The 14,762-nt window shown below is 41.2% G+C and carries 15 protein-coding genes and 1 pseudogene; 9 read left to right on the forward strand and 7 right to left on the reverse strand.

The window, feature by feature from the left end; all coding sequences use genetic code 11:
• Positions 1 to 80: 80 nt before the first annotated feature.
• The 3 genes from JMX70_RS10570 to JMX70_RS10580 all read left to right on the forward strand — a co-directional run bounded on the left by JMX70_RS10570 (position 81) and on the right by JMX70_RS10580 (position 3,378).
• A complete protein-coding gene (locus tag JMX70_RS10570; protein WP_201591959.1) occupies positions 81 to 863 on the forward strand; it encodes a hypothetical protein in 783 nt (260 codons plus the stop codon).
• Between the two features lie 952 nt (positions 864 to 1,815).
• On the forward strand, positions 1,816 to 2,229 hold the full coding sequence (locus JMX70_RS10575; protein ID WP_201591962.1) for a PaaI family thioesterase: 414 nt from the start codon (positions 1,816 to 1,818) through the stop codon (positions 2,227 to 2,229).
• Positions 2,230 to 2,523: 294 nt separating this feature from the next.
• Positions 2,524 to 3,378 carry a patatin-like phospholipase family protein gene (locus JMX70_RS10580; RefSeq protein ID WP_201591965.1) on the forward strand — a complete coding sequence of 285 codons (855 nt, stop codon included), beginning with the start codon at positions 2,524 to 2,526 and terminating at the stop codon, positions 3,376 to 3,378.
• 150 nt (positions 3,379 to 3,528) lie between these two features.
• On the opposite strand, the gene JMX70_RS10585 is transcribed toward JMX70_RS10580, so the two are convergent.
• Together JMX70_RS10585 and JMX70_RS10590 are read right to left on the reverse strand one after the other, a co-directional pair.
• Positions 3,529 to 5,316 carry a potassium/proton antiporter gene (locus tag JMX70_RS10585; RefSeq protein WP_201591968.1) on the reverse strand — a complete coding sequence of 596 codons (1,788 nt, stop codon included), beginning with the start codon at positions 5,314 to 5,316 and terminating at the stop codon, positions 3,529 to 3,531.
• Positions 5,317 to 6,011: 695 nt separating this feature from the next.
• Positions 6,012 to 6,485 (reverse strand): winged helix-turn-helix transcriptional regulator, encoded by a 474-nt coding sequence (locus tag JMX70_RS10590; protein WP_201591971.1) that lies wholly within the window; start codon positions 6,483 to 6,485, stop codon positions 6,012 to 6,014.
• Positions 6,486 to 6,587: 102 nt separating this feature from the next.
• Here JMX70_RS10590 and JMX70_RS10595 point away from each other — a divergent pair, with 102 nt between their 5' ends.
• The 5 genes and pseudogenes from JMX70_RS10595 to JMX70_RS12525 form a co-directional block, all read left to right on the forward strand.
• On the forward strand, positions 6,588 to 7,316 hold the full coding sequence (locus JMX70_RS10595; protein ID WP_198328177.1) for an SDR family oxidoreductase: 729 nt from the start codon (positions 6,588 to 6,590) through the stop codon (positions 7,314 to 7,316).
• A 36-nt stretch (positions 7,317 to 7,352) separates the two neighbouring features.
• Positions 7,353 to 7,946, forward strand: coding sequence for a 2-hydroxychromene-2-carboxylate isomerase (locus JMX70_RS10600; protein ID WP_201591974.1), 594 nt, complete (start codon positions 7,353 to 7,355; stop codon positions 7,944 to 7,946).
• 193 nt (positions 7,947 to 8,139) lie between these two features.
• Positions 8,140 to 8,502 carry a hypothetical protein gene (locus tag JMX70_RS10605; protein WP_201591977.1) on the forward strand — a complete coding sequence of 121 codons (363 nt, stop codon included), beginning with the start codon at positions 8,140 to 8,142 and terminating at the stop codon, positions 8,500 to 8,502.
• Positions 8,503 to 8,636: 134 nt separating this feature from the next.
• The gene (locus JMX70_RS10610) at positions 8,637 to 9,074 is read left to right on the forward strand and encodes an MgtC/SapB family protein (RefSeq protein WP_201591980.1); all 438 of its coding nucleotides are present in this window, start codon (positions 8,637 to 8,639) and stop codon (positions 9,072 to 9,074) included.
• Positions 9,075 to 9,329: 255 nt separating this feature from the next.
• Positions 9,330 to 9,575 (forward strand): annotated as a pseudogene (locus JMX70_RS12525) (hypothetical protein); the annotation flags it as partial.
• 376 nt (positions 9,576 to 9,951) lie between these two features.
• Here JMX70_RS12525 and JMX70_RS12530 read toward each other — a convergent pair.
• The 5 genes from JMX70_RS12530 to JMX70_RS10635 form a co-directional block, all read right to left on the reverse strand.
• Positions 9,952 to 10,473, reverse strand: coding sequence for a cytochrome b (locus JMX70_RS12530; protein WP_227671248.1), 522 nt, complete (start codon positions 10,471 to 10,473; stop codon positions 9,952 to 9,954).
• Between the two features lie 34 nt (positions 10,474 to 10,507).
• Positions 10,508 to 10,780: a DUF2218 domain-containing protein gene (locus JMX70_RS12535; RefSeq protein WP_227671249.1), complete on the reverse strand. Its 273-nt coding sequence runs from the start codon at positions 10,778 to 10,780 to the stop codon at positions 10,508 to 10,510.
• A gap of 49 nt (positions 10,781 to 10,829) precedes the next feature.
• Positions 10,830 to 11,633, reverse strand: coding sequence for an SDR family NAD(P)-dependent oxidoreductase (locus tag JMX70_RS10625; protein WP_201591983.1), 804 nt, complete (start codon positions 11,631 to 11,633; stop codon positions 10,830 to 10,832).
• A 97-nt stretch (positions 11,634 to 11,730) separates the two neighbouring features.
• The gene (locus tag JMX70_RS10630; protein WP_201591985.1) at positions 11,731 to 12,549 is read right to left on the reverse strand and encodes a DODA-type extradiol aromatic ring-opening family dioxygenase; all 819 of its coding nucleotides are present in this window, start codon (positions 12,547 to 12,549) and stop codon (positions 11,731 to 11,733) included.
• 21 nt (positions 12,550 to 12,570) lie between these two features.
• A complete protein-coding gene (locus JMX70_RS10635) occupies positions 12,571 to 13,518 on the reverse strand; it encodes a glutathione S-transferase family protein (protein WP_045452401.1) in 948 nt (315 codons plus the stop codon).
• A 163-nt stretch (positions 13,519 to 13,681) separates the two neighbouring features.
• Between JMX70_RS10635 and JMX70_RS10640 the strand changes: the two genes are divergently transcribed.
• Positions 13,682 to 14,629: a LysR family transcriptional regulator gene (locus JMX70_RS10640; protein ID WP_201591987.1), complete on the forward strand. Its 948-nt coding sequence runs from the start codon at positions 13,682 to 13,684 to the stop codon at positions 14,627 to 14,629.
• Positions 14,630 to 14,762: the final 133 nt, after the last annotated feature.

Here is a 14,762-nt window from a genome sequence, read left to right on the forward strand (position 1 = left end):
TCACAGTAAATCTCGTCTTTAGTCTTACCATCGAATATTTCGTTGTTTTGAAATAATATAATGTTGAACCAGAGGTTATTATGTTTAAAATATCTTCAACTACTTATCATCATAAGTTTTTGTTAAAAATTGGTCTAACAGCACTGGTTGGCTTAATTGCACAAACAGCATTAGCAGAATGCCCTGATACAGCTGGTATCAATATTACAAGCGCTGCTAACTTTGTCGGTTCAGCAGGTGGAAACCGAATATACTTCTGTAAACAGGGTTTTCCAGATGCCTCTTTAAGATTTGCACCCACTGAATCTCAGCTACTTGATAAAGGTAGCCATGCTATTCCAATGGGTAATAAAATTCAAAGCTTTCCATTAGGCAATAGTATTAACCTTACTGGTTTTAATATTGCTAATTTAGCTTTAAAACAATTATCTGCAAACTTTCCAAATACAAATGGGCAATTTTCGTCGCCAAGTTTGTTCAATTTTTATATCCGCTCAACAGATCAAAATGACAGTTGTACTGGCGAATACCAAACAATAAGGACTTTTCTAAGAAACAACCCGAATACCTTTCAGCTGAATAATTCATCCGCATCTGTTGCGTCAGATACTACTTCGAATACTAGTATCGTTAAGATTACTGGTGCAAAGTTAAAATCAACTGTAGACCAAACGAAAGATTTAACTGCAAATATCGATTTATACTATACAAATCCTACTTCTGGCCAGTTTTTCACTAATGTATCCCAAGGATATCGTGACTGCTGGTTTGGTGTTGGTACTAAAGTAACCATAACCCCTGACAGTGACAATGTAGGATTTGCAGGTAATTATGATCTACAGATTAGTGTATTAACTCAATAACTTATGGTAAAAATATTGAATAAATAGATTTTTTAGACTCACATTAAAAACGTAGATAAAAAGCATTAACCTTAAGTTTTTAGTGGGTATTTAGGATAGGGTAGGACAAGACAGGAAAACTGAAGGCTTTGATTAAACAGTATAAGATTGGCGGTGAAGGAGGAAGTCAAACGATTTAAATAAGCGTTTGATAAATATAGGTTTATTATTTTAATGCATAGTAATAGACCAACTAATAGACCAACTATTAGACCAACACCTTTTAAGTATTGGATGCAAGGTGAATAATGGGATTTATTGTTTAGTAAAATGTAACTAAATATTTCTAAGCCATAATCTGGTTTCAAGTACATACTATCACTAGAAAACTGTTTCTAGTAAGTTAGGCTCATTTTTCACTCATATAGTTTAAACTATATAGTATTGTCATAGTCACGCCAAACAGCTTCAATGGTTTCTTAACCAAGATGTCTGCATGATTCTCATTGTATACTCGTAAGATAATTTTTTCACTTATTATCAATATTATGATGGTGAAGCATTCTGCTACCAGTGCAGTGACAATTTTTTTGCAGCAAGCTGTCAGCGAGTGATCAATTATTAGAGTAGTATTGGGATAGATGCTGGTATAAATCATACTGCCAACTTTTATGTTAATCAGATAGATCGATGCCTTGCAAAGATGACTTTAGATATAGATGATTGAAAAATCTGAGCGCAGGTAAGAATCAGAGGACGATGATTGTCGTGAGATTTTGAGATAAATGGTTAGGATGGTAATGAAGCTTCCTATTTGTCTTGCTTTTCAGTAATGCTATCCTATAAGTTAGAAAATATTTTTAACTCATTTAAATAAAGATCCACTCCCTACGTTCGACGATAGTAACAGACCACTAACCTTTGATGAGAAAGTCGGTTAGGTCATAAGAATAATTAGACTCTAGGAGTATGTATGTCTGCAACCAAAGAAGAAATAGCTGCCTTTTTAGCGTTAGAGTTTCCTCAAACCAAATGTATTGTTGAAGCAGTAAGTAATAGTGGTTCGACCTTATCACATGATATCGGTATAGACGAATTACGTCCTGGTGGCACTGTCTCAGGTCCTGTATTGATGAGTATTGCTGATGTCGCACTCTATGTAGCTATACTTGGCAAGATTGGAATTGTACCGTTGACAGTGACGACAAGCCTGACCATTAATTTTTTGCGTAAACCCTCAGCAGAAGCACGTATTATTGCTGAGTGTAGCTTGCTAAAAGTAGGTCGCACGCTTATCGTAGGCGAAGTTTCTTTATATTCAGAGGGCTCTAGTGACTTGGTCGCACATGTTGTTGGTACCTATTCCGTACCGCCTAAGCATGATTAAATGACTTATACATATACACTGTTAAACATATCTTCTCAGTACCCATAATATTCATATTGTTATCGAGCATTTTTGGCGCTTACTAACTCAAGTAATGCCGAACTGGAAAGAGGTGAAGGCTAGGCTCGACGGGATGGCTGAGCTTTACTTGAATGAGTGAAATTTGGAGCTAGGTAGTTTAAGATGATTTTTTGGAAAAGTATCAGCCTCCGATATACTCGAGGCGCTTCACTTAATTACTCTATGTAATGGTTGAGTTAAAAAGGTGGTATTCACAAAAATTCGAGGTTTTCAATGCTTAAACAACATCGACAAGCACTAGTAGTTGAAGGTGGTGGAATGCGTGGCGCATTTACCAGTGGTGTCTTAGACGCATTTTTACAACAACAATTTAATCCTTTTGATCTTTGTGTGGGGGTGTCCTCAGGCTCAACGAACGTTGCTAACTATTTAGCTGCACAACGAGGTCGCACCCTGCAGATTTACTTAGATCATTCACTTCGACCTGAATTTATCCATTATGGACGTTTCCTTAAAGGCGGGGACTTACTGGATCTAAAGTGGATGTGGGATGTGGTAGAACAAGAGCATCCACTAAATCAGGCACAATTATTTGCCAGTCATGCTGAGTTTTACATGGTGCTAACACATGCTATTTCAGGTGAAGCTAACTATATTAAAGCCTGTAAAGACAATGTTTTGGATGGATTAAGAGCATCAAGTTCTATACCAGTGCTAACTCGACAAGCGGTCGAGATATTTGGCGAACCTTATTTCGATGGTGGTGTAGCTGATGCTTTGCCTGTGCATTGGGCCGCTCAACAAGATCGTGTTGCTCAGCTAATGGTAATACGTACTCGCCCTCAAAATTACTATAAAGCAGGTCGCAAAGGCGATCAGCTGTTGGCTAAATATTTTTCTAAGCAACGATATGGTTTTGCCCAAAGCTTATTAACACGAACCCAACGTTATAATGATGCGGTGCAATTTTTACATTCTGCATCACCACAGAAGTTTTTAGAAGTTTGCCCACCCGACTTGAAAAATATGGCGAGTCGATTATCTAAAGATAAAGCTAAAATCCGTTATAGCTATGATGTAGGACTAGAAACTGGGTACAAAGCGATTGAAGATTGGCATAAACTTTAATGATAATTCCGTTAATAAATCAGAACGCTTAAATCTAGACATTAACTGTTAAATAATGCAGCTTAATTCTATTGGATAAGTATCTTATGGTTGAGATATTTGCCGTTCAGCCACTAGCTCATGTTATGTCTAACAGCGATATAGACTATGCTACTGCTGCTTGGGTTCTTGTTGTTTTAAGCCAATCGCTCTAAGTCTTCCATTATCATCAACATCCTTGATAACCAGTAACCACTCCTCATTAATCACCACCGTATCACCCGATACGGGTGCCATCTTTAAGCTTGCTTTGACATACTGAGCGACCGTTTGTTCCCACATATTTTTTGAGCTGCCTTCATTTTTAGTGTTCAAGCCATCGTCCAGAGACTCGAATTTCATCTTATCGCTGAAGAATGGCACATCCCCAAGCTTGACATTCGGCGATAGCAACCAATCGCCATAAAAATCATCGATGGCTCTACGGTCTAAGGTCGTGTCATTAAAAACATCCGCAATCTGACCGGCATGATTGCCGCTCATGGCATACCAAACGCTGTCGCCAAATTTAAGCTTGGTGTCTTCATTAATCGCTAAAATTTGCTGACCGCGCACCAAGGCAAAAACACGGATTTCCTCAGGACTGATGCGCGTAGAGATGTCCCTTGGATGACGACCAATTGCAAAGGCGCCTGACTTTACTTCAAATTCATATAGCGTAATACTTGCTCTATCTGACACCCAAACCTCATGCTCTTCTTTTGGGTCTTTATTGTTTGGAATACGCACTTTAAACAGATTGGACATAAACGGTATGGTTGTTCCTTGTAATACTAATGATAAAACTACCACACCAAAAGCAATATCAAATAGCATAAAGGCATTATCTACCCCTGCAATCACTGGCAACATGGCAAGGGTAATGGGTACCGCACCGCGTAAACCAACCCAAGAGATGAAACCGATCTCTTTGTTTTTAAACTTAAAAGGTAAAACACTGGTATAGACTGCAATAGGACGAGCCACTAAAATCATAAAGGCAGCAATGGCCACTGAATAAGGCCAAACTTCAAGAACGTTCGATGGTGTGACCAATAAACCCAATACGACGAATAACACCGCTTGCGATAACCACGCAAAGCTGTCCATCACGCGCATGACATGCTCAGTTGAGCGTACCTTATGGTTGCCAATCAAAATACCAGCGATAAAGACCGCTAAAAAGCCACTGCCGCCAAGTAGATTGGTGGCAGCAAACACTGCTAAGCCAGCCGATAATATCAAGATGGCATACATGCCTTCTGCCAAATGTATCTTGGGTAATAACCGAGAGAGGAAGTACCCGAAGAACAAGCCCATTCCTAGACCAAAGCTAAGCTGCTGTAATAGCAGCCCTAAAAAGCCTAGCGCTGTCTGCCCAGCGGGGTCGACATTTAAAGCAATCAACCCAGTTACTAACAGAATCGCTAACGGGTCGTTGGCGCCAGACTCAAGCTCCAAAGTTGCTTGGACGCGGTCGTTAAGCTTAACACCGCCATTACGCAGCAGTGAAAACACCGCTGCCGCATCAGTAGAACCAACGATTGCCGCTAGTAATAGCCCAAAGCGCCAATCGACATCAAGCAGCCATGTGACGAATACACCCAGTATCATGACTGTCGCAAGTACGCCCCAAGTAGCTAGCGTAATTGCGGGTTTTAGTCCAACTCGGAATGATTTAACAGAGGTGCGCAACCCGCCATCTAACAAAATACAGGCTAAGGCTGCTTGTCCGACAAAATTGGCGATCGCATACTGAGAAAATTCAATACCCAAGATACCTTCTTCACCTGCAAGCATCCCGACGACTAAAAACAATAGCAAAAGTGGAACACCCAAACGCGCCGATAACGTACTTGCCATGATACTGGCGAAAATTAATACTGCTCCTACGAGATACACGATATTTAAGGTATCCATGTTTCATTAAGCCCTATTTTATAAGTTATGATGAGTTGGGAGTTGGGTTGTTGCGATAGCGGTAGTTTAGTTTTGCTGGGGACAGCGCATAGTGTTCTAATACCAAAGCTTATAATACTAAGCTGATTTAATTAGAACGGAAACATTATTTATCCCTTGCTTTCAAGCAGTTAGTTATGGTTTTAAAGCATTCCTTAAGAATAACATCTAGAATCAAATCTAGAGTACTTATTTTTGAGTAGATCTCTTAAAAAGGCCATTAAGAATGAACTGTCCTGAGATGGTCGGAAACTTAACATTCTAAGTCAGGCAGCTAAGCCTGATAGATTTTTATTGAATAACCTGCCTATTCAAATGAGCCACCCCGATATTGATATTGAGCTATGCTGAAAAGACCGTAGAGATGAACTTGGTAGACTAAGCATCATAACAGGCGTTTATCATGCATAAAAAAATCAGGGCCTACAGAAACTAATTTAAAGCTCAAGCAGTTAAACAGATATAGTGAGTGAAAAGTAATATCGATACATCACACACTGCTGATATCAATTTTTCTTGCTTGCTGTGCCTGCGCAGACAGAGGCTACAAAAAATTGATATCAGCAATACCGTAGCGTTTTTAGGATATTTTGACTATAGTAGTAAATAACGGCAATTTCTCAGCAACTGTAAAGCCGCTTGGCAGAACCCTCTCTTCATATACCAAACTCGTCCTCACCTATCCAATCAGGTCCTATTTCAATCTTAATATCCCGTGCATTTATTGGTTCATGGCATTCTGAACATACCGTTACGGGATGCATTATTTGGCCGCACTTATTGTGTCTATGTAGCAACGGCGCACCACGTTCATCAGCCATGTGTTTGTCTCCCCAGCTAACCAGTGCCAAAACGATTGGATGCAAATCTAAACCACGCTCTGTCAACCGGTATTCCTCACGCAGTGGTTGCTGTTGATACGGTGTTTTTGTCAGAACGTCATACTCAACCAGCTTACGAAGCCGGTTAGACAAGACATGACGTGTGATGCCTAAGCGTTGCTCAAATATATCAAAACGTCTGACACCTAAAAAACAGTCACGTAAAATCATTAGCGTCCAACGATCACCAATGACTGCCAAAGTGCGAGCTACTGAGCAAGGCTGTTTATCAAGTTCATCCCAGCGCATATGTTACCTCCTACATGTATGAGTAATAGATTAGCTTGACAGACTCTGAAAAGGAAGCTACATTTTTGTTAGTTCTAAAAAGGAACCTATAAGGAAATAGACATGTATAGAGCACCCGTAGCAGTTGTAATTGGAGCAGGCGATGCCACTGGCAGTGCTGTTGCGAAACGTTTTGCAAGAGAAGGTTTTACCTTATGCGTGACCAGAAGGAATGTGGAGAAGCTGAGCGCATTAGTCAGTGATATTGAAGCCGCTGGTGGAATAGCAAAGCCATTTGGTTGCGATGCGCGTGTAGAGCAAGAGATGGTTGAGCTGTTTACCCATATTGAACAAGACATTGGCACGATTGAAGTTGTGGTATTTAATATTGGTGCGAATGTCCATTTTTCCATTGTAGACACCACAGAAAGAGTCTACCGAAAAGTATGGGAGATGGCAGCGCTATCTGGATTTCTCACAGGTAGAGAGGCAGCAAAAGTAATGATCCCCCGTGGAAAGGGCACGATTATTTTCACCGGCGCGACGGCTTCTTTACGAGGTAGTAAAGGTTTTTCTGCTTTTGCTGGCGCTAAATTTGCTTTACGTGCTTTGGCGCAAAGCATGGCTCGAGAGTTAGGGCCACAAGGTATACATGTGGCTCATCCTATTATTGATGGTGCCATTGATACCGCCTTTATTCGTGACAACTTTCCTGAGCGTTATGCGCTTAAAGATCAAGACGGGATCTTAAATCCAGAGCATATCGCTGAGCAGTACTGGCAATTACATTGTCAACCGCGTGATAGCTGGACGCATGAGCTTGATCTACGCCCATGGCTAGAGACCTTTTAGAAACTTTCTAATATATTTTGTCAGGAGTACTTTGAGATGAGTAAAAAAGTAGAGTTTTTCTTTGATGTAGGAAGCCCAGCCAGTTATTTGGCATGGACACAATTAGAGAGTATGGCACAGCGCACCAACGCTAAAATCATTTGGCGGCCTATGCTGCTTGGTGCTGTTTTTCAAGCCACTGGTAATGCGTCACCAGCTGCGGTTCCTGCTAAAGGTGCTTATATGCTCAAAGACCTTAAGCGTTTTTCAAATATTTATGAGGTGCCGTTTAACTTCAATCCATTTTTCCCGTTGAATACGATGCATTTGATGAGAGGTGCGACCGCTTACTTGGAAGAACCTGAGTTCCAGCCTTATTTAGCAGCCATTTTCAACGCTCTATGGTCTGAAAAGCTAAACATGGAGTCACCCAAGGTTGTGGCTGAAGTTTTGACTAAGGCAGGCATTGATGCAACTGATTTTATGGCTCGTATTAGTGAGACTGAGGTCAAGGAGCGTTTGAAAGATACCACTGAAGAAGCTGTGGCACGAGGTGTTTTTGGTGCGCCTAGTTTCTTCGTGAACGGTGAGATGTTTTTTGGTCAAGATCGCTTAAGTTTCGTTGAGACTGCTTTAAAAGAGTGGTCTTAACTAGCAGCGGTATAGCATGAGTTGAGAGCGTTTAGACTGTGCTCTTTCCTAATGATGACAGAGACCAATAAGAATATTAGTTATAATTGTAAATTGATTGAATAAACACTTTTGTGGTGTACTGTATGGGTTAATGAACTATGATTGTATATTGGTAAATATCTTCATCTGTTACTAATAAACGGGTCATATCATGAAAAAAGAGACGCTGACAGGATTGTCTATTATTACATTTGCAGCATTTTATATTTGGATTCAAAGCGACAGTAACTCATTTTATGAAGAAAAAGACACTGAACTCGAACAAGCTCGCAAAACATCAAAGATTGCACTGCTAACGAAGTGTCAAGAAACGACAAAACCTATGCTTAAAAACCTTAAGTCTATGGAGATTAACCGCAAAAATACAGACTACAGACTATTAAATAACGGTAATTTCAAAGTTACAACGCATTACTACGCTAAAGATAGCGTGGATGCTACTCCTCTGGTTGTGGTCGATTGCCTATTCGATAAAGATGGTAATTTACTAGAGACCATCCCAGATTCTGTGTAACTGTCATTTAGCTTATAGCAATACTTACACACTTTTCAGGAAAGTCTCATACGTGGCAATAAACCATCTTCTACACATTAAGAATAACGATTATTCTTGTTTATTTAACATCATTTTAAAGAGCGTAATAAGCCATGTTTGAATTCGATTTAAGCTTAAAACTAATGGTGTATCACCTTACTCAATTAGGCATTGCTTTTATACTTTCGCTGCCGATTGCGCTTAATCGTGAGATGAAAGATAAGGGTGCAGGGCTCAGAACCTTTCCACTAGTAAGTATTGCATCCTGTGCTTTCATGCTAGTTGCTGTAGATATCTATCATGGCTCACAGCCTGAAGCGAGAATCATGTACGCGATTATTACGGGCATGGGCTTTATCGGTGGTGGTGCTATTTTTAAAGGAAATGATAGTGTAAAGGGGACGGCGACGGCTGCAAGTTTATGGAATACTGCTGCTATTGGCATCTCCGTTGCTTATGGTCGTTATGAGATAGCGATCATATTATCGGTTGTCAATTTCTTAATACTGCAATTCTCAGAGCCATTCAAGGTAAAGGATAAGCTGGATTAGTTATTCTTCTTGGTTGCAATCGGTATACCTAAAAGAATATGTTCAGCAAAGTCTAAGGATGTGGTGAACCGCCCGGAGTTTATCGGAGGCCGATTTACTTGAGTTAGGCAGCGATGCCTGACAGGATCAAACTATAATAATACCGCTTTCAAATTCAAAAGGTGACACATAACCAATTGTGCTATGCAGTCATGTTTTATTGAACCTGAGAAGCGCTAAAAATCGATTAACTATCGATTTAGCTTTGCAAGACGAGGGATGATTTTAAGAGTAATTAACGATATGTTGATCGACTTATTGGCGCCGATGGCAAAGCTTGATAACGATAAGCGTAGGGAGCGTATTAAGCAGGGATTGGCCAATAGTGGCTATATGGATTTTGGCAAGCCTGTCTACAAAGTTGAAATTGGTAAAGGCAATCAGATTCATAAAGTTGTTGTCGACAGCATGACTGGTAAGATTACGCGCAGTCAGGTAAGCGACGTTGATCGTGATGATTAATTACTGATACCTTGTATTGCATATAGCCTCAAATATTAAAAAGCCCCAAGCTACTTTCTCAAGTGGCTTGGGGCTTTTTAATAGCCAGTCTAAATAAACAATTATTGGTATTTAGTGTGGGTTCATATTTGTGGATTGCTGGCTGTTTTTTGTTTGTGTGGTAAGAAATAGTTTTACTCGTTTACGAGTCACTTATCACATTAATGATGATAATTACTGGCTAGGGCATGCCTCAATGACACCAGTATAAACCGCCTTCTTCTTTACCATAACGTTTCTTATAAGAACTAAAGTGTATAAATCTAATCCAACTTAAACAAAGGCTGAGATGCCCTATGCTACTCAATAGAGTTATTTTGTAGTAATTTTAAAGGCACTACAGCATCCGCTTTAAGGTGTTATCCTTTTTAATGTAATGATGATACAAAGCCATAGCAGTGTGGCCAATGATTAGTGCTGTCAGCATCCAAGCCAGTGGTGCATGCAGTTGACCCAGCGTTGCCGCCCAAGCAACCTTTTCACCTTCGGCAAAGATATTAAAGCCGAATGCGGTTAGGCCATAGCCTCCACCAATCATTATCATGATTCCAGCTAGCGGCAGTAGTAACATACACGCGTAAAGCAAACCATGACCAGCGATAACCAGCTTGGCAGTGATTGGCTCGTGTACTGGACGTTGATGGCGTTGCGAAGCGACCCACATCAGTCTCAGGACAACTAATATGAGCAATAGAACACCAATAGAAACATGCCAAGGCACTAACGTCTGACCGATCCAATGCTTGCCGTCGCTGATACGGTCAGTGAACTTGAGTAACTGCCAGAAGATTAATACTGTCGTACTCCAGTGAAAAAATTTGCTAATGCGACCATAGCGCTCTTTCGAATCAATATTCATAACCTTTTTCTCTTGTATTGGCTGTGATGCTCAATTAAGCCCATTCGATAACAAGCGTCTCTTTGCCAGCCATACGTAGCAAATGATCACTGACAACTTGCTGTAATTTTGGCAACTGCTCGGCATCACTTTTGAGTGTTACTATCAGTAAGTCGGTACAATACATCTGACAGACACCCATGGGCAGCTCAATCTCACCTTTATCTGAGCTTAGGGTAACGGGCAGCTTATGTGCCCAGTGCTTGCACAGTCGATTCATTATTTGCTGCGGATTTTGTGTCTGTATCGTTGCGCTAGATGTTAGCATAATTAAATCCCCCTATTATTAATGATAGAAACTTACCGTCTAAACCTCGTTAAGCAATACTTTCTACAATACCACCTTCAACCCGTAGTGCTGAACCGGTGGTTGCGCTCGCTTGTGTTGAGGCGATATAGACACTCATATTAGCAATCTCCTCGGGGGTTGCAAAACGCTTGATTAGCGTTGATGGACGGTTCTCATCTAAGAATATGCCTTCCATCTCCTCCGATGAGACGCCGCGCTCATCCGCCAGTTCTTGCATCATGGCTTTTGCGCCCTCGGTTCGAGTCGGTCCTGGCAAAATACTATTCACTGTCACACCGCTGCCCGCTAACACTTTGGCAAGACCACGTGATACGCCTTGAATAGCTGCTTTGGTCACGCCGTAGTGCACCATTTCAGCTGGGATATTCAATGCCGATTCACTAGAGATAAACTGAATACGACCCCAACCTTTTTCCTTCATTGCTTTTGCATAATGCCGCGACAGACGGACACCGCTCATGACATTAATTTGGAACATCTCCTCCCAAGCATTGTCATCAATATCAAAGAAAGGGGTGGCGCCATAAATCCCTAGATTGTTCACTAAAATATCTACTTCTGGCAAGGTGTTGATAATTGTCTGACAGCCACCAGCCGTCCCCGCATCAGCAACAATGCCTTTTATATTATCGGCATCATTAACACCATCAGCTTGTTGAAGCTGTTTGATCGCCTCATCAACGCCAGCTTGATCGCGACCAACGATAGTGACTTGTGCGCCAGCTTTGGCAAGACCTGTTGCAATAGCGAGGCCAATACCCGCAGTTGAACCTGTGACGAGTGCTGTTTTTCCATTAAGGCCGATGTTCATAATATTTCTCCGTTTATAAATAATTTTTGTCTATGTATGTTTGCTGCTTTGTGAGTATCAGTTTATAAAGAATTAAATGAATATCAGATTAATAGATTTATCCAAACTGAAAGGCTGAAATCTGAGTTTTCATGACTTGCTGAGAATATATTTTCTTACCACTATCTGTTCCTGCTGCGCCTACGGCAACCATTAAAGGTAGCAAATGCTCCTCCGCACCTAATAGATGAGAATCCAATGCATGAGGTGCCTCTGTCCAATTAGCAAGCGCTGCAAAGCGCTCATCTGCATTAGCTGCAACTGCTGTCGTTAGCCACTCGTCAAATATTACTGACGGTGCGGTAAAACTTGAATCACCATAGCCGCGCATATTATGAAAGCTCATACCACTGCCTACGATCAACACGCCTTCATCACGTAGTGAGGCAAGCGCTTGGCCCACTTTTAGATGTACTTTTGGGTCTAAATCATGACGCAGAGATAGCTGTACTACTGGAATATCGGCGTCAGGGAACATCAGTTTCAGTGGAATAAACACCCCATGATCAAAACCTCTGGAACTGTCCTGCTTATTGCTGAAACCAGCATCGATGAGCAAATGACCAATCCGCTCAGCCAGTACTGGCGCACCAGCTGCTGGATAAGTCAGCTGATACGTATGCTCAGGGAAGCCAGAGTAATCATAAATCAGCTCAGGCTGCTTGCTGGCAGTAATACTAAACTCCCGCGTTTGCCAATGGGCACTGACTATTAAAATAGCTTTGGGACGCTCTGGCAAACCATTTGAGCTATTGGTTAAAAAGTCAGCCATCTGATCCCAAGTGTCTGCTGGTTGCCAATCCATAAAAAAACAAGGCCCAGCACCATGAGGTATAAACAATACAGGTTGCTTGACTGTGGTTGATTCATTATTCATGAACTTTACTCCTTTATCTTGCTAAATATGTTCAGGCCCTGTGGGCACGATTCCATTGGGATTTAACGCTTTGATAGAGTAATAGCCTGCTTTGATGTGCTTGATACTCACCGTCTCTGAAATGCCATCAAGCGCTAAGATTCGTAGCATATAAGCATGTAGAGAACTCATATCTTTGATCAAGTTACGGTTGCATTTAAATAGACCGTGATAAGCGGCATCAAAACGTACTAAAGTCACAAACAGTCGAATATCTGTTTCCGTCAGCTGCTCACCAAATAGATAATGACGACCATCACTCAGGCGCGCCTCAAGCATATCTAAGGTGTCAAATACTTGCTGATAAGCTTCTTCATAAGCCCCTTGTGTCGTCGCAAATCCTGCTTTGTATACGCCGTTGTTTAAATTCTCATAGATAACTAAGTTTAGGGCTTCGATATCATCAGCAAGTTCTTTTGGAAACAAGTCAACGTAATTTGGCACGAGTTCTGTAAAAGCGGTATTTAGCATACGTAAGATATCAGCAGACTCATTATTAACGATAGTATTGGTTTTTTTGTCCCAAAGCACAGGTACAGTCGCGCGTCCGGTAAATTGAGGGTCTGCTTTGGTATAAAGTTGATGAGCAAATTGGGCATGATTAATAGGATCACTGTCAGCACCGTCAAAGCCACCAAACTGCCAGCCTTGATTGCCAAGCTGCGGATTGACCACGGTAATATCGATTATATCTTGCAGACCTTTTAACTGACGTGCCATCAAGGTACGTGAGGCCCAAGGGCAAATCAGCGCTACGTATAGATGATAGCGGTCTTTTTCTGCTTTAAAGCCCCCAGTACCCGTTGGTCCTGCTTGTCCATCAGCAGTAATCCAATGACGGAACGATGAGGTTTGACGAATAAAACGCCCTTGTTCGTCTTCTGCTTGTACCGGTTGCCAGTCTTCAGTCCAATTGCCATTGATTAACATAATACTTACTCCTAGTCAGATGATTGCTTTTAAAAAGCATGACCCTACTTTACCATCAACATAAAAAAAAGAGTAAGATAGGTGATATTGATTAATTAACAACATATCGTTGATAATGGCTTTATTGTTCAATTTCGATAGTTAAAGAAAAACAGGGCAAAATATGGATAGAATCGATGCGATGCGTGCCTTTGTAGCGGTGGTGACCGAAGGCAGCTTTACTAATGCGGCAAATACTCTGCAACTGTCACCTCAATTGGTGAGCAAATATGTCTCTAAGTTGGAGGAGCAGCTAAATAATCGTCTGCTGAATCGTACCACCCGTAAAGTAAGCCTCACCGAAGCTGGTAGTCATTACTTTGGTCATGCGCAGCAGATTTTATTGAGTATGGATGATATGGAGTCGCAACTAAGTGGTTTGCAGCAAAACCCTAAAGGTGTGTTGCGCATAAGTGCGCCAGTATCTTTTGCTTTAAAACATATGGCTAAATTAGTCACTGACTTTCAGATCCGTTATCCATTGGTCACAGTCGATCTACAATTGACTGATCGTAAAGTCGATATTGTTGAAGAAGGGTTTGATATTGCACTGCGTATAGGTCAACTGAAAAGCTCATCACTTATTGCGAAGGAAGTGGCACCTATTCGTGTGGTTCTGTGTGCGTCGCCTGAATATTTGAAAAAGCATGACACACTCGATAAGCCTGAAGATTTAGAGAATCATCGCTATTTACATTATAGCTATATGAACATGGACGCGAAGGAAGAGGTCTACCAATTATTAAAGGCGAAGATTCTCAAGCAAGGTAGTGAGTTTCTTAGTAATAACGGTGATGTGTTGGTAGAAGGAGCTATTGAAGGTGCAGGATTGGTATTACAGCCGACATTTATTGTCAGTGAAGCAGTTAGCAGTGGCAAGCTGGTGATAGTATTGCCTGAACTTGAACCTAAACGCTTAGGTTTATATGCCGTCTACGCCCATAGAAAGCTACTACCGCACAAAGTCAGGTGTTTTATCGATTTTATGGAAGACTATTATGGAGCGCCGCCTTATTGGGATGAGTCTATAGCCAAAAGCCAGTTGCTCAGTAATATAGTGAGTGAAAAGTAATATCGATACATCACACACTGCTGATATCAATTTTTCTTGCTTGCTGTGCCTGCGCAGACAGAGGCTACAAAAAATTGATATCAGCAATACCGTAGCGTTTTTAGGATATTTTGACTATACGTGAGGCACTGGA

The sequence above is a fragment of the Psychrobacter pulmonis genome, assembly GCF_904846465.1.
GTDB lineage: Bacteria > Pseudomonadota > Gammaproteobacteria > Pseudomonadales > Moraxellaceae > Psychrobacter > Psychrobacter faecalis.